24 protein-coding genes are annotated in these 22511 nt (G+C 52.1%); 20 read left to right on the top strand and 4 right to left on the bottom strand.

From position 1 onward, the window contains the following. Nucleotides 1-32: 32 nt before the first annotated feature. From ACYC56_RS01835 to ACYC56_RS01820, 4 genes are read left to right on the top strand one after another with little or no spacing between them, the layout of a single operon-like run. Entirely contained in the window at nt 33-593 is a 561-nt protein-coding gene (locus ACYC56_RS01835; RefSeq protein ID WP_461372472.1) for a hypothetical protein, read from the top strand. Between the two features lie 51 nt (nt 594-644). Beyond that, entirely contained in the window at nt 645-1805 is a 1161-nt protein-coding gene (locus ACYC56_RS01830) for an ABC transporter permease (protein WP_461372471.1), read from the top strand. Between the two features lie 31 nt (nt 1806-1836). Further along, nucleotides 1837-2994 (top strand): ABC transporter permease, encoded by a 1158-nt coding sequence (locus ACYC56_RS01825; RefSeq protein WP_461372470.1) that lies wholly within the window; start codon nt 1837-1839, stop codon nt 2992-2994. Nucleotides 2995-3005: 11 nt separating this feature from the next. Next, complete coding sequence (locus ACYC56_RS01820; RefSeq protein WP_461372469.1) at nt 3006-3773, top strand: ABC transporter ATP-binding protein; 768 nt, start codon at nt 3006-3008, stop codon at nt 3771-3773. A gap of 63 nt (nt 3774-3836) precedes the next feature. Here the strand turns inward: ACYC56_RS01820 and ACYC56_RS01815 are convergent, their stop codons facing one another. Together ACYC56_RS01815 and ACYC56_RS01810 are read right to left on the bottom strand one after the other, a co-directional pair. Next, nucleotides 3837-4112 (bottom strand): metal-sensitive transcriptional regulator, encoded by a 276-nt coding sequence (locus ACYC56_RS01815; protein ID WP_461372468.1) that lies wholly within the window; start codon nt 4110-4112, stop codon nt 3837-3839. A 205-nt stretch (nt 4113-4317) separates the two neighbouring features. Beyond that, nucleotides 4318-4449 (bottom strand): hypothetical protein, encoded by a 132-nt coding sequence (locus tag ACYC56_RS01810; RefSeq protein WP_461372481.1) that lies wholly within the window; start codon nt 4447-4449, stop codon nt 4318-4320. Nucleotides 4450-4601: 152 nt separating this feature from the next. Here ACYC56_RS01810 and ACYC56_RS01805 point away from each other — a divergent pair, with 152 nt between their 5' ends. The 3 genes from ACYC56_RS01805 (at nt 4602) to ACYC56_RS01795 (ending at nt 8972) form a co-directional block, all read left to right on the top strand. Beyond that, nucleotides 4602-5384 (top strand): metallophosphoesterase family protein, encoded by a 783-nt coding sequence (locus ACYC56_RS01805; protein ID WP_461372467.1) that lies wholly within the window; start codon nt 4602-4604, stop codon nt 5382-5384. Nucleotides 5385-5447: 63 nt separating this feature from the next. Continuing rightward, on the top strand, nt 5448-6413 hold the full coding sequence (locus ACYC56_RS01800) for an ROK family protein (RefSeq protein WP_461372466.1): 966 nt from the start codon (nt 5448-5450) through the stop codon (nt 6411-6413). Between the two features lie 81 nt (nt 6414-6494). After that, a complete protein-coding gene (locus tag ACYC56_RS01795; protein WP_461372465.1) occupies nt 6495-8972 on the top strand; it encodes a Lon protease family protein in 2478 nt (825 codons plus the stop codon). A 66-nt stretch (nt 8973-9038) separates the two neighbouring features. Here ACYC56_RS01795 and ACYC56_RS01790 read toward each other — a convergent pair whose 3' ends face one another. Then, nucleotides 9039-9698: a BON domain-containing protein gene (locus tag ACYC56_RS01790; RefSeq protein ID WP_461372464.1), complete on the bottom strand. Its 660-nt coding sequence runs from the start codon at nt 9696-9698 to the stop codon at nt 9039-9041. A gap of 180 nt (nt 9699-9878) precedes the next feature. Here ACYC56_RS01790 and ACYC56_RS01785 point away from each other — a divergent pair, with 180 nt between their 5' ends. The 3 genes from ACYC56_RS01785 to rsmI all read left to right on the top strand — a co-directional run bounded on the left by ACYC56_RS01785 (nt 9879) and on the right by rsmI (nt 12950). Further along, on the top strand, nt 9879-10970 hold the full coding sequence (locus ACYC56_RS01785; RefSeq protein WP_461372463.1) for a DUF362 domain-containing protein: 1092 nt from the start codon (nt 9879-9881) through the stop codon (nt 10968-10970). An 88-nt stretch (nt 10971-11058) separates the two neighbouring features. Next, on the top strand, nt 11059-12042 hold the full coding sequence (locus tag ACYC56_RS01780) for a DUF7544 domain-containing protein (RefSeq protein WP_461372462.1): 984 nt from the start codon (nt 11059-11061) through the stop codon (nt 12040-12042). A 23-nt stretch (nt 12043-12065) separates the two neighbouring features. Then, the gene (gene rsmI / locus ACYC56_RS01775) at nt 12066-12950 is read left to right on the top strand and encodes a 16S rRNA (cytidine(1402)-2'-O)-methyltransferase (RefSeq protein WP_461372461.1); all 885 of its coding nucleotides are present in this window, start codon (nt 12066-12068) and stop codon (nt 12948-12950) included. A 130-nt stretch (nt 12951-13080) separates the two neighbouring features. On the opposite strand, the gene ACYC56_RS01770 is transcribed toward rsmI, so the two are convergent. Continuing rightward, nucleotides 13081-13332, bottom strand: coding sequence for an AbrB/MazE/SpoVT family DNA-binding domain-containing protein (locus ACYC56_RS01770; protein WP_461372460.1), 252 nt, complete (start codon nt 13330-13332; stop codon nt 13081-13083). 133 nt (nt 13333-13465) lie between these two features. On the opposite strand from ACYC56_RS01770, the gene metG reads away from it, so the two are divergent. The 10 genes from metG to ACYC56_RS01720 all read left to right on the top strand — a co-directional run bounded on the left by metG (nt 13466) and on the right by ACYC56_RS01720 (nt 22420). Continuing rightward, a complete protein-coding gene (gene metG, locus ACYC56_RS01765; protein ID WP_461372459.1) occupies nt 13466-15007 on the top strand; it encodes a methionine--tRNA ligase in 1542 nt (513 codons plus the stop codon). 174 nt (nt 15008-15181) lie between these two features. Then, complete coding sequence (locus tag ACYC56_RS01760) at nt 15182-15964, top strand: TatD family hydrolase (RefSeq protein ID WP_461372458.1); 783 nt, start codon at nt 15182-15184, stop codon at nt 15962-15964. A gap of 232 nt (nt 15965-16196) precedes the next feature. Continuing rightward, nucleotides 16197-17231, top strand: coding sequence for a 3D domain-containing protein (locus ACYC56_RS01755; RefSeq protein ID WP_461372457.1), 1035 nt, complete (start codon nt 16197-16199; stop codon nt 17229-17231). A 59-nt stretch (nt 17232-17290) separates the two neighbouring features. Then, nucleotides 17291-18163: a 16S rRNA (adenine(1518)-N(6)/adenine(1519)-N(6))-dimethyltransferase RsmA gene (gene rsmA / locus ACYC56_RS01750; RefSeq protein ID WP_461372456.1), complete on the top strand. Its 873-nt coding sequence runs from the start codon at nt 17291-17293 to the stop codon at nt 18161-18163. Between the two features lie 151 nt (nt 18164-18314). Further along, nucleotides 18315-18602: a Veg family protein gene (locus tag ACYC56_RS01745; protein WP_461372455.1), complete on the top strand. Its 288-nt coding sequence runs from the start codon at nt 18315-18317 to the stop codon at nt 18600-18602. A 27-nt stretch (nt 18603-18629) separates the two neighbouring features. Continuing rightward, nucleotides 18630-19532 (top strand): 4-(cytidine 5'-diphospho)-2-C-methyl-D-erythritol kinase, encoded by a 903-nt coding sequence (gene ispE, locus ACYC56_RS01740; RefSeq protein WP_461372454.1) that lies wholly within the window; start codon nt 18630-18632, stop codon nt 19530-19532. Nucleotides 19533-19668: 136 nt separating this feature from the next. Next, nucleotides 19669-20418: a nucleotidyltransferase family protein gene (locus tag ACYC56_RS01735; protein ID WP_461372453.1), complete on the top strand. Its 750-nt coding sequence runs from the start codon at nt 19669-19671 to the stop codon at nt 20416-20418. Continuing rightward, a complete protein-coding gene (locus ACYC56_RS01730; protein ID WP_461372452.1) occupies nt 20411-20797 on the top strand; it encodes a Rid family detoxifying hydrolase in 387 nt (128 codons plus the stop codon). Before ACYC56_RS01735 ends, ACYC56_RS01730 begins: the two co-directional genes overlap by 8 nt. 13 nt (nt 20798-20810) lie before the next feature. Then, a complete protein-coding gene (gene spoVG / locus ACYC56_RS01725; protein WP_286678679.1) occupies nt 20811-21068 on the top strand; it encodes a septation regulator SpoVG in 258 nt (85 codons plus the stop codon). A gap of 137 nt (nt 21069-21205) precedes the next feature. Next, the gene (locus tag ACYC56_RS01720; RefSeq protein WP_461372451.1) at nt 21206-22420 is read left to right on the top strand and encodes a copper amine oxidase N-terminal domain-containing protein; all 1215 of its coding nucleotides are present in this window, start codon (nt 21206-21208) and stop codon (nt 22418-22420) included. Nucleotides 22421-22511 lie beyond the last annotated feature (91 nt).

Here is a 22511-nt window from a genome sequence, read left to right as displayed (position 1 = left end):
TGTAGGTGGTAAGAGAAGTAAGGAGGCATCTCGTGACGGACGAAAAAGTTGAAGAGGTCTTGACTGAGACTTCAGAAGGCGCTGTTGATTCAAAGCGCCAAATCGCAAAATACGTTGTGTTTTGGGTCGCCATCGTGGCGGTGTTCCTGGTAGGTAATATCGTGATAAAGTCCTTAGCGGCGCCAAGCACCGCTGAGTTGGGCCAGGGTGGCTACTACGCATCCGGGCAACCGGTAGCTTCTACGGTTGGCGGTAGCAATAGCGCAGCCGGGGGTGCCAGCACTGGCGGTTATGGGGCATGCGGCGGCACCGGGAGCTGCTGCTCGTCTAGCACAGGCCAGGTTACTAGCACAAGCGCTACCGGTGTAAGCGCTACCAGTGCAACAGCCCTTGATGTATATGATGCATCGGGCAAGTTGGATGTTAAAAAGCTCGAGAACGCCGCGATCGCCTGGTATGCAAAGAAGGCCGGGGATGCCAACGTGACGGCTGAGGTTAAGGACTTTGGCTGTCACCAGCAGATCACTATTAAAAAAGGCGGCAAGGCGGTCAAAGAACTTGCGTTCAGGAACGGCCAGTTAGAGGCTCTATAGTAACCAGTGGCTCTATACTAGTATTATTCTATAGATTTTTCGGGGTTTGATATGAGTCTTCACCATATAACATGGAAGAATATAAAAGAACATCCATCAAAAGTGATCCTGCTTATTGTTGCCCTGGCGGTTGGGGTGGCGACGGTCGTGAGCCTTTACAGCATTTCCACCGCCATGTCGGTCGACCTGCAGAACAAGATCGACGAGTACGGCGCCAATATGGTCGTCGTGCCGAAGGCGAAAAGTCTCTCGCTCTCCTACGCGGGGATCACGCTCGGCGGTGTGCAGTACGGCTCCTCGCTCCTGAACGATAGGGACGTGAGCAAAGTCCGCACTATTAAAAGCAGCGCTAATATCAATGTGGTCGCGCCGAAGCTTTTAGGCATCGTCCAGCTCGATGGGCAGAAAGTGATGATCGCGGGCGTGCGCTTTAAGGATGAGCTTAAGATCAAAAAGTGGTGGGAGATAAAACAGGGCGCGCGTCCCACACGTGAAAAGGACCTGCTGCTCGGTGGAAAGGCGGCGTCGCAGTTTGGGGCAAAGCCGGGCGATTATCTGAGCATCAAGGGAGAGCGATTTAAGGTTGCCGGGGTGCTCAGCAGGGTCGGCACGCAGGAGGACGACCTCATCTATCTCGACCTTAAGCAAGCCCAGCGGGCATTGAATAAGCCGGGCGAGGTCAGCCTCATCGAGGTTTCCGCATGGTGTAAGAACTGCCCGATTACGATGATGGTGGACCAACTCAGCACGAAAATCCCAGGCGGTAAAGTATCGGCGGTGCGACAGGCCGCCGAGGCAAGAGACGCGGTCATCGGCCAGTTTACCCTCTTTTCCATCGTGCTCTCAGCGATGATGGGCGTAGTGGCGGTATTAATAGTCTTTACGAACGTCTTGAGCGCGGTGCGTGAGCGTCGCAGGGAGATCGGCATTTTTCGGGCGATAGGGTATCGAAGGAGCCATGTCCTCTATATCATCCTGCTTGAATCGGGTGTCGCCGGTCTTGTGGCTGGTCTGCTCGGGTACGTGGCGGGATTCTTCGGCGCGAGCGCAGTTGCCCCGTTGGCGGTCGGGATCGATGTCGGGGTTAAGTTTAACCCCGCGTTTGCCGGCATGGCGATAGGGGCAGCGGTATGTATCGCGTTGGTTTCAAGCCTTTACCCGGCGCTAAGTGCGGCACGTCTCGACCCGGCCGAAGCTCTCAATGTGATATAGGCCTAAAAAGCTTGATTATAGGTGGATACGAATGCATGTATATACTATCGCACTTAAAGATATAACGAGGCGAAAAGGCAAGATGGCCCTCGTCGTGGCCGGTCTTGCGGTGGGCGTTGCGGCACTGGTCGCAATCCTTACTATCGTGCTTTCCTTTCAAAAGGGTGTCGATGAGAAACTCGATACCTACGGCTTTAACATCGTCATCTATCCGGCATCGTCGAATTTGTCGCTCAGTTATGGCGGAATGACGATCTCGGGCGTCGATACCTACGAGGTGAAATCACTCTCCATGGCGGATCTTGCGACGATCAAGCGTAGTCACGGTGCCGGTACCATCGCCGCCATGTCACCAAAGTTGTTGCAGGTTGTAGATAGTAAAGATAAGAAGGCGCTTCTGGTGGGGTCCGATTTCAACCAGGAGTTTTTGATAAAGAAATGGTGGCGGCTTAATGGAAAGAGACCGGCCAAGCCCCATGAGCTGGTGTTGGGTCAGGATGCCGCCAAGAACCTTACAGTAAAAGCCGGGGATAGCCTCACGCTTTCCGGGAAAGATTTCAAGGTCGCCGCTGTACTTCATCCCACGGGCAGTCAGGATGATAGCCTCATCTTCGGTGATCTAAAGGAAGTACAGTCTTTATACGGACGGGGTAGTGAACTCAGCCTGATCGAGGTATCGGCAAAGAGCAATGCTGACATCAACGCAGTAGTAAAAGACCTCGAAAAGGCTCTTCCGCAGGCAGCGGTCTCATCGATTAAACAGGCAGTGCAATACCGGGAACAAGCAGTCGGGTCCCTCGCACGGTTCGGTCTGGCCATCACCGCAGTAATCATGCTGATTAGCGGGCTCATCGTATTTACGACGATGACCTCATCGGTGCGTGACCGCAAGCGGGAGATCGGTATCTTTAGAGCGATCGGGTACCGGCAATCGGTTGTGGCACGGATAATTCTAGCGGAAACCCTTATCTTGAGCCTCATCGGCGGCGCTATCGGGTACGCGGTAGGGTTTGGTATAGTTTTTATACTGCCGGCGTTTCTAAAGAAGTTTGAGCTTTCTGTTGGCTTAAATGTGCCGGTGTTGATCCTCTCGATAGTTCTCTCGGTTGTAGTCGGTCTGGTTGCAAGCCTGGTGCCTGCCAGAAGAGCCGCAAACATGGACCCGGCCGATGCCCTTAAAAGCCTTTAGGAGGAGCAGTAATGTCGTTAGTTATCAGTAAAGAGCTAAGCAAATATTTTGGAGGCGACGGGGATACCCAAGTGCATGCGCTCGAGCATGTAAGCTTTGAGATCGCGAACGGTGAGTACCTTGCGATCATGGGCCCGTCGGGAAGCGGCAAGAGTACGCTTCTTGCTATCCTCGGCGCGATGAGCCCGCCCAGTGCGGGAACGCTTATCATCGACGAGATCGATGTCTATGCGCTTTCACAGGAAAAGCGGGCCGATTTTAGGCGCGAATACCTGGGATTCGTTTTCCAGCAGCTCCAGCTCATCCCATATTTGACAGCGGTTGAAAATGTAATGCTTCCGTTAGTCGTTACGGATCACAAAAACAAGCGGGAACTTGCCGTGACCACCCTTGAACGGGTCGGCCTTGGCAACAAGCTCAACCGGCTTCCCTCTGAGTTATCCGGGGGAGAGCAGAGCCGGGTCGCGGTCGCCCGCGCTGTGGTTAATAATCCGCCGATTCTGCTTGCGGATGAGCCGGTCGGTAGTCTTGACAGCAAAACGGGAGAAGAGGTATTGGGGCTCTTCAAACAGCTTCATAGCGAGGGGCAGACCATAATCATGGTCACGCACAACCCCGAATCGATCCGCGATGCTGAGCGCCTTGTTCAGTTGAAGGACGGTCGTATTGTAGCAGATTTAATGACCAAGGATGTTATCCCGTCCACAAAAGCGGATGTGAACACCAGAGAGCAAACAACACAGGAGCAATCAGTTCTAGAAACTCGGGCGAGGCAGTAGGAGAGCCATGTCGCTATGGCCCGAAGAAGTGTATTGAGAAGGTACATTCCTTTAAGTCGGTCTTTAAGTTTTTACGAAGCGCTGGATGATGTCCACTAACTCCTGGACCTCGGCGTCCCCATTCCCGTTTGCGATGGCGCCCCTTAAGCATCCTTTGATATGGTCGTCGAGGATGATGAAGCCTACCCGCTGTGTAGCGCCCAGCACGGATGATACCTGAACTAAGATATCGACGCAGTACTTATCATCTTTGACCATGCGCTGGATGCCGCGAAGCTGACCTTCGATGCGCTTCAGCCTTGATAAAATTTTCTCTTTATCGGCGGAGTACGATGCCATTCGATCACCTCTGGTATACCTATACCCCTATGCATACGTTATCCTTATTATTATAGAAATCGCAGTTAGTGTCAATATTCAGGGCACGGAGTGGAATATATTTGCCATTATCAGGTAGATTGATTTCGGGCCTTGTAGAATGGCATCCTGCTTGTACATATAGGGGGTATGGGTATATTTACCAGAACCTGTTCTGGGCATTTTTCTACAACGCCATACTGATTCCGGTGGCGGTCGGTGCGCTGGCGTTCAGCTCGGTTTCGGTCGTATCGAACTCATTGAGCTTGCGGCGCTTTAAGGCACTGCAGATACGCACAGCCGATTGATCCCAAGCCATTATCTTGCTATTTTCGTATCATTTGCAGGGTTGTGTAAAGTCAGCGCGAATAGGAGAATATAGTAAGCAAGTAACAAATGTTAATGTTTATCAGTATTTGAGGCCCAGCACCTGTTGGGCCTCGGGCTTATCGTGTGCATGGAGCCTGAGCTATGGAAATCCAATCATATAAGATCGCGCAAATATCCGATCTTCACTGCGGCGATCCGCGTTTTGAACGGGGGCTTTTAATCGCCGCGATCAACGAGATAAACCAGGCGAAGCCCCGGGTAGTCGTGGTATGCGGTGATTTAACGACCGCGGGGTACCGTGACGAGTTCGAGATGGCCAAGGAGTACATAGATATGTTCGAGTGCCCGATCAAGATCGTCATATCGGGCAACCACGATAGCCGCAACCTTGGCTACCTGCATTTTGAGAGCATCTTCGGGCCCCGGTATAGGACGCTTGATCTGCAGTTCGGGATGCGCTCAGCAGAAAATTTCCAGGAACGAATAAAATTTGTTGCGGTCGATTCGGCAAAGCCTGATTTAAACGACGGCGAGATCGGGCGCGAGCACTACGACTGGTTGCGCGAGGAATTCAAGGTGGACCACGCGTTCAAGGTCTTTGTCCTGCACCATCACCTGGTGAGCGTTCCGGGAACCGGTAGGGAGCGCAATATCGTGCTCGATGCGGGCGATGTCATGGCCCTTCTTCGCGGCGCGGGGGTCGATCTGATCTTGTGCGGGCATAAGCATGTCCCGTATGTGTGGCCGCTTTCCAATATGCTTCTCATCAACAGCGGAACGGTCTCCACCCTTCGCACCCGTGGCTACACTGAGCCGTCATACAATATGGTCACCATCGAGCCCGAAGATATAATAGTGACAACCAAAACACCCGGCGAGGACTTCGCCCAGGAATGGTCGTTCCCGCGCCGCCCGGTGTATTAAGGGTCAAGAGGCCTGAGCGAAGCTCGGCTTGGGGGATTCGGGGTTCAGGGGAGAGGAATGATTATGTCTAATCGTAAGGTTGCAATAGGCGTTGATGTGGGCGGGACCAAGATCGCGGTTGCGGTGGTGGATGCCGAGGGCCGTATGGTCGCTTCATCCAAGGCGGCCACGCCGGCGGGGACGTCAGAAGACGTCGTCGCTACCATCGAGGGTCTTATCGCAAAGCTTATCGAATCCGCCGCCGATATCGGAGAACTCATAGGTATCGGCCTTGCCGTTGCCGGTACCATCGACTGGGAGCACGGCATGGTAGTGCAATCCCCCAACCTTCCCTTTGCCGATCTTCGTCTTAAAAGCATCGTTGAATCGAACTTCGGCCTTCCCACGTTTATGGACAACGATGGTAATCTCGCGACATTGGGCGAGAAGTATTACGGTGTAGGCCGGGATGCCGACAACATCGTGGGTCTTACCCTCGGAACCGGCATCGGCGCCGGCATTATTATCGATGGCTGCCTCTATAGGGGAGCGACCGGAAGTGCCGCGGAGATAGGCCATATGGTCGTAGAAGCGACCGGACCGCGCTGTAGCTGTGGCTCTTACGGCTGTTTTGAGGAGATGGCCGCCGGAAGGGCGCTGGTGCGAATCGCCAAGGAGCGGGCCGCACACAACAATGATACCCTTATTTTGGAGCTTGCAGGGGGCGACATCGAAGCCATCGTCGGCCCTATGGTGACCGAGGCCGCGCAGAAAAACGACCCGTTGGCCCTTGATATCTTTAACGAAGTCGGCTTTTGGCTCGGCATCGGTATTAATAACGTCATCAACATTTTTAACCCGGAGCTCGTAGTTCTGGGCGGCGGTATGGCGGAGGCCGGGGACCTTGTGCTCGTACCGGCCAGGAAAGTTATCGCCGAGCGCACACTCCACCCCAGCCAAGATGTCGCCGAAGTCGTCCTGGCCGATCTCGGCAACCAGGCGGGCTTACTCGGTGCGGCGGCACTCGTTTTTGACCAACTCACTCCCTAATCGCTAATCCCCCCTAATGTTTTTCCTCCGCTTAAAAAGGGTACATCCTAACCTAACGAATTACGACTAAGGGGGACTTTCATGGACCAACCAAGCTTAAAAAAAGTAAAAGACGCGTTCTACGAGCTGCCTGTAGCTGACTTGCGTCGTGTCTGCGACCCGTCAGTATTCAAATTTTCATCAACTGCAGACATCGAACCGCTCACGGGTACGATCGGACAAAACAGGGCTGTTGAATCTATCGAATTCAGTCTCGGGATAAAGACCAAGGGCTTCAATCTGTATGCATCCGGTCCTCCGGGCGTGGGTAAAACCTCGACCATCAAAGATTATATCGATATAAAAGCAAAGCAAGAGCCGGTCCCGAGCGATTGGTGCTATATCAATAACTTTAACGACCCCGATCGGCCGTTGGCGATATCGTTGCCGCCGGGTAAGGGCAGAGAGCTTGCCAAAGATATGGATGAGGTCGTGGACCATGCACGTGACGAGATCCCAAAGGCGTTCGAGAGCAAGGAGTACGAGGAGCGCAAAACGCGCATCGCCAACACCTTCGAGACCGAGCGTGAGAAGGGATTCGCGGAGATAGAAAAGAAAGCCGAGGAGCGGGGGTTTACGGTTGATATAACGACCGCGGGTATTATGACCATTCCCTTGATGAAGGGACGTCCCCTGCGCAGGGAGGAGTTCAGCCTTCTTCCCGAGGATCAGAAAAAAGAGATCCAGAAGCGGGGCGAAGAACTGCAGTCAGAGATAAACGAGGTTCTTACCCGCGTTCGAAAGCTTGAGAAAGAGAGCAAAGACAAGGTTCAGGGGCTGGATAAAGAGGTCGCGCTTTTCGCCATCGGCCACCTGCTGCAGGACTTACGAGACAAATACCATGATATACCGAAGGTGCTTACCTATTTGGGCCAGGTTGAAAAAGATATTATCGAAAACCTGGAAGATTTCAGGCCCGGGGAACGCCAAGCGGTCGCGATTCCGGGGCTAGAGGCGTTGCAGCGACCGGTAAGTTTTGATAGATACAAGGTAAATGTGATCGTTAACAACGCCGACCTTAACGGAGCACCCGTTGTTGTTGAGCTTAACCCATCCTATTACAATCTGCTTGGGAAAACCGAGTATAAAGCCCAGTTTGGTGCGATGAGCACCGATTTCAGTATGATAAAATCAGGGGCTTTCCACAGGGCAAACGGCGGATATCTGATCATGCATGTGCTCGATGTGGTTACGAGCCCGCTTGCATGGGATATGCTGAAACGGGCGATTCGAAGCGAGGAGATCAGGATCGAGCTTATGGGCGAGCAGTACCGGGTCATACCGGCGACCACGATCAAACCCGAGCCGATTCCGCTTAATGTAAAGATCGTATTGATCGGCAATCCGTACGTCTATATGCTCCTCTACAATATGGACGAGGACTTTAGGGAACTCTTTAAGGTCAAAGCAGACTTTAATGTGGAGATGGACCGCACGGACGAGCACATTCAGAAATACGCCTCCTTCTTGAGGGAGCAGGTCGCCGACGCCAAGCTTAAAGATTTCGAGCCAAGCGGCGTCGCGAAGATCGTCGAATACGGCTCATGGTTGGCGGGGGACCAGAAGAAGCTCTCTACCCGGTTCCAGGACGTTGGGGATCTGGCGAGCGAAGCGAGCTACTGGGCGTCGGCGAGCAACGCGCCACTGGTCTCGGCCGAGCACGTGAAAAAAGCCCAGGACCATAAAAAATTCCGCTCCAATATGATCGAGGCGAAAATTCAGGAGATGATCAACCGCGATATCGTCTTGATCCAGACGGAGGAATCGGTTGTCGGGCAGATAAACGCGCTCTCCATCATCAGCCTCGGCGATTACTATTTCGGGCGCCCGTCCCGGATTACCGCAAAGGTTCATCTGGGCACCAAGGGCGTTATCAATATCGAGCGAGAAATCGAACAGAGCGGACCGTCTCATAGCAAGGGCGTGCTGATTTTGGCAAATTACCTGGCGGGGCAATATGCCCAGGATAAGCCGCTCTCGATATCGGCGAGTCTGACGTTCGAGCAGAGCTACGAGGGAGTAGACGGCGACAGCGCATCGAGCACCGAGCTCTATGCGCTCCTCTCGGCGCTCTCCGATGTGCCGATCAAGCAGAACCTCGCAATCACAGGTTCGGTTAATCAGCGGGGTGAAGTCCAGCCGATCGGCGGGGTAAACCGCAAGATCGAGGGCTTCTTCGATGTTTGCAAAGCTCGCGGTCTGACCGGTGACCAGGGTGTAATGATCCCGATTCAAAACGTGGTCAACCTTATGCTTAAGCAAGAGGTAATCGATGCGGTCAAAGAAGGAAAGTTCCATATCTACCCGGTCAAGATGATCGACGAGGGAATCCAGGTACTGACCGGTGTCGAGGCCGGCCAGCGTAAGGAAGACGGAACGTACCCGGAGGGGACCATCCACTATCTTGTCGACCAGAGACTCAGAGAGATGGCCAATCGCTTAAAGGAATACGAAATCCCCGAGGAGTTTGAAGGCGGGGAAAGACAAAAAAGAGGCGGCGCGGCGGCTCAACACATCTAGACTATGGCAGACATGCAACAGAGGTAGGTCGCTGCGAAAAGGATAGAAAAACAAAAAGGCGGTCGCTTAGGCGACCGCCTTTACCGTGAGTTCGTTGATAACATCGCGTACGCCGGGGGTCCACCAGGCGATATCCGAGGCGATCCATTTCTGTGTAAAATCGTCGACCCGGCCCCTTAAATACACAACCGCGTCCACCGATGCCACGTCGATATTTCTCATGTCGATCCTTGTGTCACGCGCAAGGCTCGCTCGCACGTCTTCCTCGATATCCTGGTCCATCCTGGCAACCGCCGGGGTGACGACGATGTTGTTGATGACATCCGTAACGCCTGGGGTAAGCCAGGCATCGCTCTCCGCCGCATTTTTCTCGGCCATCGTTCCGACGGCGCCGCTCAGCACCACGATACCGTTGCTTACCCTGACAACGATATTAGTCTCATCGACAAGAACGTCTCGCCGAAAGGCTGCTTTGATGTCGTCCTGGATCTCGATATCCGAGCGCATGACCGACGGTTTCACGACAAGGTTGTTTTTTACGTCGACCACGCCTTTTATGCGGCTTGCTATTTGCATGGCATCGAGCTTTTGGGTATAGGTGTCGACGGTGCCGCTGAGGCTTACGATCCCGCTTGTGACCGAAACATCGATGTTTGCCGCATTAATCCTTACGTCCCATGTAAGGGCATCTTCTACATCCGATAGTACCTGCTGGTCGCCGGGCATATACGACTCCTTTCATATAGTAAAAAGCGTTACAGGTTTTTGTACCCTTAGACACCTGAAAAATCACGCACCAATCGAGGTCTCATAAGCAGAGAAGAGTGAAAGGCTATATCAATTCTTCTTACCTGGTATAATGTAGACTTGATTTTTAATTACAGTAAGTAAGTATAGAGGTGTGTAATGTCAAACGTTTTCTACAGTAACTTTCATGGTAAAAAGAGCCGGTTGGATACGACGAGCAAGCTTTTTGATAAGGCGGATTTTAAGTCGATCATCGACCCCGGCGACATCGTCGCTATCAAGGTACACTTTGGCGAGCCGGGAAACACGGCGTTTCTTTCGCCCATCTTTGCGCGGCGGGTCGTCGAAAAAGTCAAAGAGGCCGGGGGCAAACCATTCTTAACGGACGCCAACACGCTCTATGTCGGCAGAAGGTCGAACGCAGTCGATCACCTTATTTCGGCGATTGAAAACGGCTTCAGCTACGCGACCGTCGGCGCACCGGTGGTTATCGCGGACGGTATCAACGGCAAGGACTACGTTGCGGTCGATATCGACGGCACGCATATCAAAGAGGCGAAGATCGGAAGCGCCGTCTATCACGCGGATGCGAAGATCGCCCTCACTCATTTCAAGGGACACGAGCTTACCGGTTTTGGCGGGACGCTCAAGAACATCGGGATGGGACTGGGCTGTCGCAGCGCCAAGCAGGTCATGCACTCCGATGTACTGCCCCGCGTTAATCCGGATACCTGCACGAGCTGCGCCAAGTGCGTCAAGTGGTGCCCGACAGGGGCGATATCCATCGCAAGCCCTGCGGTAATCGACCAAGCCGTATGTATTGGCTGCGGCGAGTGCACTGTTACCTGCCCCTCGGGTGCGATCGAAGTAAACTGGGCGACCGAGCCCAAGGTGACCCAGGAGAAAATCGTCGAGTACGCGTGGGCGGTCATAAAAGACAAACCCGGAAAAGTCGGGTTCTTTAACTTCATCCTTAACGTAAGCCCGGATTGCGATTGCTGGGGATGGAACGACGCCCCGATCGTCCCGGACATCGGCATACTGGCCTCGCTCGACCCCATCGCCATCGACCAGGCAAGCGCCGACCTTGTTAACAATGCTCAGGCGTTGGCGGGCAGCAGGCTTCCCGCCAACCCGGATGACGGCGACAAGTTCAAGGCCCTCTCCGGTATCGACTGGCGTCCCCAGCTGGCCTACGGGGAGAATCTCGGCCTTGGCGTCAGAGACTATCGGCTCGTTGAGATCAAGTAGCGGATAGACCCCATCCCTTTGGTTCTTTGCAGGAAGCGCCGGGCAAAGTGGCGAATTACAACGAAAATGGCGTGGAAGGGGCACTATCATGGAGTTTGGCGAGTTTCTTAACAAATCGTTTAAGACCGTCTGGGACCACAGGATAATCTGGTTCTTTGGAATCCTGTTTAGCCTGTTCAACGGCTTCGGAAGCCAGGGGTTTAATTCTATCAACTATACATTCAACGCAGACCAGACCGGTTCGTTTGGCTCGAGTATCGAGCGCTACATAAGCAGGCTGAGCGAGAGCCAGGTCATCCTTCTGGTCGGCGCATTAATCCTGCTTGCCTTGCTCATAGCGCTGGTCAGCATCTTCTTTTCGCTCGTGTTCAGGGGGTCGTTGATACATCTCGTTGCCGCTGTCGAGCACGGTCAAGAGGCAACAGGCCGCGGCGGTTTTTCGGTTGGTATTCGCAAGGCGCTTCCCTTGCTCGGCGAATCGCTGTTGCTGGGCCTTCCCGTGCTGGTTGGGGTGCTGGTGCTGATCGGGTTCGATGTGCTCCTGTTTGTCCTGGCATTCTCGCACGGAACCCCCTCTATCGGTGTGATCATCGCGCTCATCCTCTTTTCCATCCTGCTCTTATTATTGATTATCGCGGCGATGGTGGTCATCTCGCTTATCGGTAATTTTGCAGATCGGTTCATCGTCATCAACGGCGTGCGGGTTATCGATTCGATCAAGCGGTCATACGCTTTGTTCAGGAAGCATACCGGACAGTTCTTCATAGCATGGCTCATCATGGTCGGCATCGGAATCGTATTTGGGACAGTGTTCGCCGTCCTCGCCTTTATTATCGGCATTCTGGCCGTCTATCTGGCAAGCGTCAATATCTGGCTTGTCCTGGTGGTTGCGATTCCGGGGATCATACTACTTCTCATTCCAAGCGGTTTTTTCCAGGCATTCTCAAGCGCCTTCTGGACGTACTTCTTCCTGGCGCTCCCAGGTTTGGATAGAGATATTAAAGAGCAGGATGTGCAGGATAAGGAAAATGAGCGGGAACTTCCCGGCGAGTCCGGCACAGCCACAGCATAGCAACAATAGAGGTAAGGGGCGGTATGAACTCATCAACCGGTATATCTAACGCTACCAGCACATCCGGGAAACTCTATATCTGTGCAACACCTATCGGCAATCTCGAGGACATCACGTTGCGGGTGCTGCGCATGCTTAAAGAGGTCGACCTCATCGCCGCAGAGGACACACGGGTTACCCGAAAGCTTCTCTCGCGGTACGATATCTCTACCCCGATGACGAGCTACCGCGAACACAACGAGGCTGTCAGGGGAGAGGAGCTTGTCGAGGCGATGGAGACGGGCAGAACGATCGCTCTTGTCTCAGACGCAGGTATGCCGGGAATATCGGACCCAGGGCACCGGCTGATCAAGCTTTGTATCGAGCGCGGTATTCCCGTTGAGGCGCTCCCCGGTCCATCATCACTTATCACCGCACTGGTCATTTCGGGGCTGCCAACCGATACCTTTATCTTCCAGGGATTCCTCCCCCGTAAGAAGGGAGAGCGTACTGCGCTTCTCGAAGAACTATTGCAGGCCGGGCGCACTACCGTACTCTTTGAGTCCCCCCGGCGGCTTAAGGCCACCATCGCAGAGATCGCTCAAATCGACTCGGTGCGAAGCGTCGTCATAGCGCGCGAGCTTACCAAGAAATTCGAGGAGGTGATCCGCGGCTCGGCGTCGGAGTTGCTCGAGCGGTTGGATACCACCGAAATCAAAGGCGAAGTCGTGCTTCTCTTCGGTCCGGGTCAAAAAAGGGAAACGCAAACCATCACCACGAGCGAACTACGGGATGCGGTCATCGAGCTGATTAAAGAAGGTACACAAAAGAAGCAGGCGATCTCAAAAGTAGCCAAGAAATTTGGCACCAGTAAACATTCAGTCTACGAGTCAGTCCTCGATATCCACGAGCGGGGTATAAAGGATTAACCTAAAGTCTATTAAGAAGACCATTCATAAATCAAAAGTTAACTTGAGCAAAAGCCAACTACCGGATAACCGGTAGCCTCAATTGATGCAAAGCCTCTATTCTTATCACAAGCGCCAAAATTAACTGACGCTACACCCTTTTATCGGTTATCAATTCTTTCTTACAATCTTGGCAGACGTTTTTCCCTTTGAAGCTTTCTATCTGCGTTCCTGTGCCACAGAATACACAAACCGCCTGGTATTTGGAGAGCACTATCGCATCGCCATCTACGAAAATCTCAAGCGGGTCCTTAATTTCTATGCCAAAAGTACGTCTTAGCTCCATTGGTATTACTATTCTTCCTAGTTCGTCTACTCGTCTCACGATGCCAGTGGATTTCATGGGGTTCCTCCTGCTGCTTTCCTTGACAAGTGGTTGTTATCAATTATATGGTTGAGAAAATTTTGTGTCAACGAGTGCTATACTTTTAATATAATAAAATAACACTCAATTTTTCTTAAAAGGTGATATTGATTTGGCAAATTCGGCAAAAAACAGCTTTTACGTAACGACTCCGATTTACTATGTTAACGACGTCCCGCATATAGGACATGCCTATTCTACCATAATCGCAGATACCCTCGCTCGCTTTAAAAGGCTCACCGGATACGATGTCCTTTTTCTTACAGGCACCGATGAACACGGCCAGAAGGTCGAGAAAGCCGCGCGGGATAGGGGCCTCACCCCACAAGAGCATTGCGATCTCATGGTAGGGCCGTTTAAAGACCTTTGGGACCGGCTCAACATATCGTACAGCGACTTCATCCGCACCACGCAGGAGCGCCATATTAAAGTTGTACAGAATATCTTCCAGAAGCTCTACGACCAGGGAGATATCTACAAGGGCTTTTACGAGGGCTGGTATTGCATCCACGAGGAAACCTTCTACCCCGAGAGCCAGCTTGTAGGGGGTTGTTGTCCGGCCTGTGGACGCGAGGTCGAGTGGCTTAAAGAGGAGAGTTACTATTTTAGAAGCTCGAAGTACCAGGACCGTCTTCAGGCGTATATCAAGGACAACCCGAGCTTCGTGCAGCCCGATTTCAGGCGCAACGAGGTTGTAAGCTTTCTCGACACCGGCGTCCAGGACATCTCGGTTTCCAGGACCACGTTTAAATGGGGCATCCCGGTGCCGTTCGACCCCGACCACGTTATCTACGTCTGGTTCGATGCGCTCATCAACTACCTCACCGGTGCCGGGTACCTGCAGGACGAGCGGAAATACGAGACATTTTGGCCGGCCGATGTGCACATTATAGGTAAGGACATCATCCGCTTTCATGCGGTGATTTGGCCGATGATGCTCATGGCGCTCGGCATCGAGCCGCCAAAGGTGGTTCTCGCGCATGGTTTCTGGACGCTTGGCGGCCAAAAGATGTCGAAATCAACGGGGGTCGTGGTCGATCCAAACCGCCTTATCGAGCAGTTCGGCGAGGATGCCATCCGGTACTTTCTGCTGCGCGAAATCAGCATCGGTCTTGACGGTGAGTTCAACCAGGATGCGTTGATACGCCGTATCAACGGGGATTTGGCAAATGATCTTGGCAACCTCATCCACCGAACAGTCGCCATGATGAGCAAGTACTTTGATGCCCAGATCCCCGAGGCCGGAGACTTAGGCACCCTTGAATCAACGCTTAAGGTAGAAGCGCTCTCATTGCCTGGGATCGTGGATGAGGCCATGAATAAGATGGATATCCGCGAGGCGCTTGTGCAGATCTGGCGCATCATAGGAAAGGCAAACAAGTATATCGATGAGGCCGCACCCTGGGCGCTCGCACGGGAAGGGCAGACGGACCGTTTAAAGACGGTCATGCGTACGCTGCTTGAGGCGATCCGTACGATCGTTATCCTGGTCAGCCCGGTGATGCCGCGCACGGCGGAGCAAATCTGGGAGCAGCTCGGCCAGGAAAATTTCGGCTCGATAACCATCGGGGATGCAAAAAGCTGGAACGCTCTTGCGCCGGGGACATCGGTTAAGAAAGCACCACCGCTTTTCCCCCGTATAGAGATCGAGTAAATCTATCGGGATTGAGTAAACTGATAGGAATTGAGTAAACATGGGGTATAAAAATTAGTTATATAAGTCACGTCTTTTGAAAAGACTTTTACCCGGTTTAGTACTATAATTGATGACAATCCGAAAGTTACTACATAGTCTATAGCGCAGCTGGCGGTTGGTTAAGGGAGGACGATGAAGAAGACGGTTGGTCTTACAGATACCCACGCTCACCTGGATTTATTTGGAAGCGATCAGGCGATAGAGGCCGTGGTTGCGCGTGCGAAGGAGCAGGGCGTAACTAAAATAATCACGGTTGCCGACAAGCTCGACTCAAGTCATCGGGCGGTCGAGCTGGCCGAAAAGTTCGATGAAGTCTATGCTGCTGTCGGCATTCACCCGCATGACGCAAAAACGGTTAATCCCGATACGATAAAAGAGCTGAAGAAGCTCGCCAAGCATCCGAAGGTGGTAGCCATCGGGGAGATCGGCCTCGACTATTATAAGAACCACTCGCCCCGGCCGACCCAGCAAAAAGTCTTCGCCCAGCAACTCGACCTTGCCAGCGAACTTGGATTGCCCGTGATAATACACGATCGCGACGCCGATGAGGACGTGCTTAAAATAATTACAAAACACCGCCCGAAGAAGGGCGTATTCCATTGCTTTAGTGGCGACATCGCGTATGCCCAGACGGTCCTTGCCATGAACTTCTACATATCGATCGCCGGGACGGTTACGTTCAAGAACGCGGGCGAACTCGTAGATGTCGCAAAGTTTGTGCCTCTCACAAAACTCCTTGTTGAAACCGATTCCCCGTATCTCACGCCGCACCCCCACAGAGGGCGCAAGAACGAACCGGCAAACGTGCGCCTGGTTGCCGAAAAAATCGCTGAGATAAAGGGAATCGACGTTTCGAAGCTGCTCGCGTCAACCCAGGAAAACGTTTCCTTACTCTTCTCGATTAATCACAAATAGCCAGTGGAGTGCTACGATCTACGTAGCAAGTGACCATACATTTTGCCCCTCAATAACTTCTCTAGTGCCTTCCACCGAACGCTTTTGTCGTTTAGCATAAGCGCCCTATGGGTAACTCATGGGTTAAAGTTTTTTGAATACTCAACCGATTATGGTATAATAGCTGGCAGTCATTGCACTTGTGTCTTAACAAATTGACAACTAAATACAGAAATCAGAAGGGACTGATTTGATGAGTACACGTTTTCATCAGTTAGCCCGCGGTATCAGGGGAAGAAAGTACGAGATCATCCTGCTCTCTCTGATAATGGTATTTGTCTTGATGGACATGGTCTACGGAGGGACGACTGTAAACCTCACCATCGATGGTAAGGCAAGCACTATTACAACCCGGGCGCGAACAGTAGCAACTGTTCTGAGGGAAAACGGCGTAACTGTTAAGGCAAATGACGAAGTAACACCTAAGCCCTCATCTGCATTAAAAGAGGGCATGACAGTACAAGTAAAACACGCTGTACCAGTAACTATTAGAATGAACAAACAAGGAATTGCCATGATGTCCGCAGCCGGCACTGTCGGCGAAGCACTTAAGGACATCGGTCTGCGGTTAAAGCCTGTAGACAAAGTAGTACCAAATGTAAGCGAAAAGCTTATAGCAGGCATGACCGTGGAAGTTACGCTCGTGAAGAGCAAGTGTGAGGTCACCAAAGTTCCGGTGGCGTACCAGAGGGTCACGAACGCCGACCCGAAGCTGGATTACGGCCAGCAGGTGGTGGTCTCACAAGGTAAGCCAGGCTTACTGCTAAGGATTGTCGAGGTCGTATTCGAAGGCGATCGGCCTGTAAGAAGGCTAGTTAAGTTAGAAAGCATGGTATCGCCTCCACTCGCAGAAGTGGTAGCGGTCGGCACAAAACGCAAAATTGCCCGCTTAGTTGAATCGCCAGTATATGTATCTCGCGGAGCCGGAAGGGTTCCAACAGGATCCAGAACGTTTACGATGCGCGCCTCCGCCTATGCGCCCAATTACGGGCCGGGCGTCGGGAGTAGATGCGCAAACGGTATGAAGGCACGCAAGGGTGTAGTAGCCGTTGACCCACGGGTTATCCCGCTTGGGACAAGGTTGTACATCGAAGGCTACGGAGAAGCCATAGCCGCCGATACCGGTGGTGCGATTAAAGGAAATCGCATCGACCTGTGCTACAACACACCAGGCGAGTGCTTTAAGTTCGGGAGGCGTTCTGTCAAGGTGACGATCCTTGGCAAATAATATGTAAAGCCCGACCTAGCTAGTCTGTTCGGGGCGTTAGTCGAAGGGTGCATGAACCAGTGACATTAGCAACACCGCAGGCAACGCTAGAAGTAGTAAAAAAATTTAGCCTCAGGCTCGATAAGAGCCTGGGGCAACATTTTTTAATCGACCAAAATATTCTGGGCAAAGTGGTCGATGCCGCGTCACTCTCAAAAGACGACGTGGTGGCCGAGGTCGGCCCCGGGATCGGGACGCTGACGCAAGAGCTCGCGAAAAACGCGGGCATGGTCATCCCGATAGAGCTCGACCGCAAGCTCGCACCGGTTTTGGACTACACCCTTAAGGGCTTTGAGAACGTAAAGGTGGTTTTTTCCGATGCGCTCTCGGTCGATCTCGGGCACCTGCCGGACGACCTTCCCGCCCCTAACAAGCTCGTATCGAACCTGCCCTACCAGGTGGCGACGCCGATTCTAGCGACGTACCTGGATAAGTTCGATAACCTTAAGCTCTACGTGGTCATGATACAAAAGGAAGTAGCCGACCGGATTACGGCAAAACCTGCGACCCCGGAGTACGGGTCGTTTTCCGTAAAAGCGCAGTTTTACTGCGACGTAGATAGGGTCGCCATTGTCTCGAGAAACGTGTTTATCCCGCCACCGGAAGTAAGCTCAGCGGTGGTCAGGATGAGACGGTTGGCGCAGCCCAGGGTGCAGGTCTTTAACAAAGAGTTCTTTTTTAAGGTGGTAAAGGCGGCGTTTTGGCAGCGAAGAAAGACGATAAAGAATGCGCTTCGCGGAAGCCGCGAGCTTGATTTCGGCATCGAGGAAATCGAGCAGGCTTTAGAGAAAGCCGGAATCGATCCCAAACGCCGGGGCGAGACCCTCTCTATCGAGGAGTTTGCATCGCTCGCGAACGCGTTCGCGAGCGATGATCCCTCGAATATTTCTTAAGCGATAAAGAAGGAATTTGTTTATTTTTGTCGTATATTAATCAAATGTGGTCAGCACCACTTGCATTTAGTCGCACCAGACGGTAAACTTGAAATTTTCGCAATTTTGAAGTATAATTTATTTCAATACCTGAAGGAGAGGGATAAATATTATGGCAGTTGGCCAATTGCCGCAAGTTGAGGTTGTTGACCGGATTCGAAAGCAACTCGATGAATTCGTGGGCGAAAAAATGCGTCTCAAGGCTAACATGGGACGGTGCAAGATAATTGAAAGAGAGGGTGTACTTGAAGAAACACACCCTAATTTATTTGTCGTGAAGGTTGAGGAAAAACGGAATCGTTGCCGCAGAGTTTCATACAGCTATGCGGATGTCTTAACCAAGACAGTTGAACTTTCAAATCCCGATAACGGCGAAAACTTGCTTCCCTGGTTGATGTAACCGGGGAAGCTTGAAAGCGGCAGATCTGTGCGCTTAGTTTCCGGTGCCAACACCGACAATACGATGCTATCGATAAAGGCTCATGCGAAAATAAACTTGTATCTCGATGTAATCTCGCGGTATCCCGACGGTTACCACCAGATCGAAAGCGTCATGCAGAGCATCTCCCTTCATGACCTAATCGAGATATCCCCGGCCCAAGAAATCATTGTTTCCTGTACTGAAAAAACCTTAAGCGGCGAGGAAAACCTAGCGTTTCGTGCGGCTGAAACGCTTCGCAAGCAAGCGGGCACACAAGCCGGCGCTTCACTTCATATCATCAAGCAGATTCCTATTGCGGCCGGATTAGCAGGCGGGAGTGCGGATGCCGCCGCCACGCTTACCGGTCTTAATATCCTATGGGGCCTTAACTTGCCTCAGGAGGAGCTGCAGGCGATAGGAGCCACGCTTGGGGCAGATATACCATTCTGTCTGGCAGGGGGGACGCTGCTAGCCCAGGGGAAGGGCGATATCCTGACAAGGCTCGATTCGATGCCCGATACAGCGATGGTTATTATAACGCCACCACTGCATGTATCCACAGCTGAAATATACCACGCCATTGATGAAGAGCGGGCGACTCCGCTTAACGCTAAGGCTACTATTATAGAGGCGTTGACCGCCCGTAATATAGGGCAAATCGTGGCATCGCTCGATAATCTTCTTGAAACTGTCGCACTAAAGCGTTATCCTGCTATTTCAAGGGCAAAACAACTTGGGGTTACCGCAGGAGGAATTGGCGCCTTAATGTCGGGAAGCGGACCCACGGTTTTTATCTTATGTGAAGACCTTCGTTCGGCGAACGCCGTCGCCGATTCGGTCAGATCGGCCGAGCCGGAATTTTTCGTCGATGTTGCAAAACCGGTAAAGAGCGGTATAGAGGTCTTATAGGTTTAGTAATTATACGGTAAGATAATTAAAGTCTTAGTAGCTGCCTATAAGTGCTTATAAGTTTTCCGAAATTAAGAGGAAATCCAGCAGCTATCAAGAATATGTAACACTTAACAATAGTTCTAGGCGGTATCGGTTGGTAGACGCGATAATACTTGCAGGAGGAAGCGCAAAAGGATTGGCTGAAGTGCCGGCAAAAGGCTTGGTACCGGTTAACGGTAGGCCTATGTTCGAGTACGTGGTCGATGCGCTAAGCCGCTGCCAGGATATCGACCGTATTTGCGTGGTGCTGCCGGTCGAGCATTCGCTCAACGGGGTGGCCGCAAAGGCGGATGTTATAACGGCGACAGGGAGTCTGCCCGGCGTCGCAAAAGCGGGGATCGATTTTCTAGGGGCAAAGAGCCAGGTGCTGATCTTGTCCACCGATATACCGTTGATTTCGCCCGAGGCCATCAGTGATTTCCTCGGGCGTTGCTCAAAACGCAAAGCGGATATTTACTACCCGATAGTTAAGTACGGCGAGTCCGAGAAGCGCTTTCCTGAAGTAAAGCGAACCTACGTAAAAGTAAAGGAAGGTCGTTTTACCGGGGGGAACCTGGTGCTTGTCGAGCCCGAGTTCGTAAACAAGAACGTGGCGCTCATCGAGCGTATGTACGAGCTTCGCAAAAAGCCTGTAAAACTCGCTCAGGTCCTTGGCATCATGTTTTTGTTCAGGTTTGTGTTGGGGTTGCTAAGTATAGGCCAGGTTGAGCAGAGGGTAGGCCGGCTAACACGATCGACCTGTATGGCGATAATAACTCCGTTTATCGAAATAGGAGTCGATGTCGATAAAGAATCGGATTTGCAGCTGGCAACGGTAGCGTTAGGTGGAGGTACGAATGAGTAGGATAACCATTATAACCGATGGTGCCCCACAGCCTGTCGGGCCTTATTCTCAAGGTATAAAGGCGGAAAACCTTGTCTTTGTTTCGGGTCAGATTCCGCTCGACCCTGGAACAGGAGAGCTTATCGATGGAGGCATCGAGAAACAAACACAGCGGGCCCTCAAAAATGTCGAGTCGGTGTTGGTCGCGGGTAATAGTTCTCTTGATGGTGCGGTGAAAGTGACCGTATATTTAAGCGATATAGCAGACTTTCCGATAGTTAATGATGTATTCAGTGAATATTTCTCTAAGCAACCGCCAGCTAGGGAGGCCGTACAAGTTGCAGGCTTGCCAAAAGGCGCTAAGATAGAAATCTCAGCCATAGGATTGGCAAGATCGTAGTAAAGGAGCCCAAATGGAAATTACAAAGGTAAGCATTAGACCCGTAGAAATGAACAAAGTCAAGGCGATTGCGAGCATTACGATCGACGACCAGTTTGTTGTTCATGATCTGCGTGTCGTCGAGGGTGAGAAGGGTCTTTTTGTCGCCATGCCGAGCCGCAAGTTGCCGAGCGGTGATTTTAGAGACATAGCTCATCCAATCAATAGCGAGACACGGGAGCGCATCCAGGCGGCTGTTATTGCTGAATACAAGCAACAGCTTGGCGGTTAAGTTTCCTGCTTAACGCTTTAACTTAATAACATTTGGGGCTATTTAAGATAGCTTGCTACCGCTACTTCGTATATAATCAGTAGTAGTTTTTTTGAAAGACTGATTATAGTATCAAGGTTTAGCCAGGGAGGGTAATTTTGAAACGAATAGTAAAGGTAGCTTTGATTGTAGCAACCATATCCATATTGCTCTCAGGCACCGCCTGGGCATCGACTCCGGAGATAACCGTAAAGGTCAACGGAGTCGCACTGTCTTCCGAGATCCCACCACTCATTGTTTCCAGCAGGACCATGGTCCCGATGCGCACCATCTGCGAATCGATCGGCGCCGGGGTTACCTGGGACCAGAGAACCAAGACCGTTATCGTCACCAAATCCGGTCATATCGTCAAACTCCAGGTAGGAAACCGCATACCCACCAAGGACAATTCACCGATGAAACAGCTGGATGTTCCGGCAATGCTGATCGAGGGGCGTACCCTTGTGCCGGCGCGCTTCATCGCGGAAGCCTTTGGTTCGACGGTTGACTGGCTTGGCGCAACCAGAACGGTTGATATTACCTACAGCGATATTCGTGACGGCAAGACGGCACAGGATATTCTCAACGAATCAACGGCAACGCTTGATGCGGTTACCTCATACAAGTTCAGCGGGACGACGAAGTCTACTTTGATTATATTCCCCGATCAAGCCGGTTCAGGCCCGATGGCGATAACTCAGGAGATAACCGGCGCATTTAGAAAGCCACAAGAGGTATACATAAAAGCGACAACAACGGCATCGGGCGGCGGAGACCTTTTTGGCCTTGAAACATCAGGCGCTGATGTCAGCGAAAGCTATACCAACGGTTCCGAATACTATGAGAAAGTCGACGGCACATGGGAGCTGGTCGACGCACAGACCTCTTCAATGCTCAACTCGCTCATCGGCGGCAGCGCCCTACAGAACCCGAGCGCGACCCTTACCGGGTTCAAGGATGTTGCGACCATTGTCGCCTTCGGTGACGACGCGTTGGTAAACGGCAAGCCGCATTACACGATTTACATAAAGCTCGACTCGAACGAGTTTAAGGGATATCTGCTTGATTTACTCACCCAGCTGGCGGGCCCCGATGCGACGCCTGATGACATCGCATTAATGAAAGAGATGTACGGACAGCTGCTCGAGGGCATGAGGTTCGATATGGCGTATAGGGTATTTGTGGACAAGGATACGAAGATCGCCGATTATTACGAAACGCGCAGCATATTTAAGTTGACCATGGAGGGATTGGGTACCGTTACCGCGAAGGCCGATTCATCCATGGGTATTTCGGACTTATACCAACCGGTCGTTATACCAACCGTAAAGTAGGCAACCGGGAGCGAAATAGCGAGGATAGATCAGTGGGAGGACCCGCATGGGCCGCCCATTCTCATTATCTAAGCGGCCCGTAACACGGGGG

It is taken from the genome of Candidatus Aquicultor sp., assembly GCF_054640775.1.
Note: the sequence above shows the minus strand (reverse complement) of the source record. Positions and strands in the feature narration are given on the sequence as shown.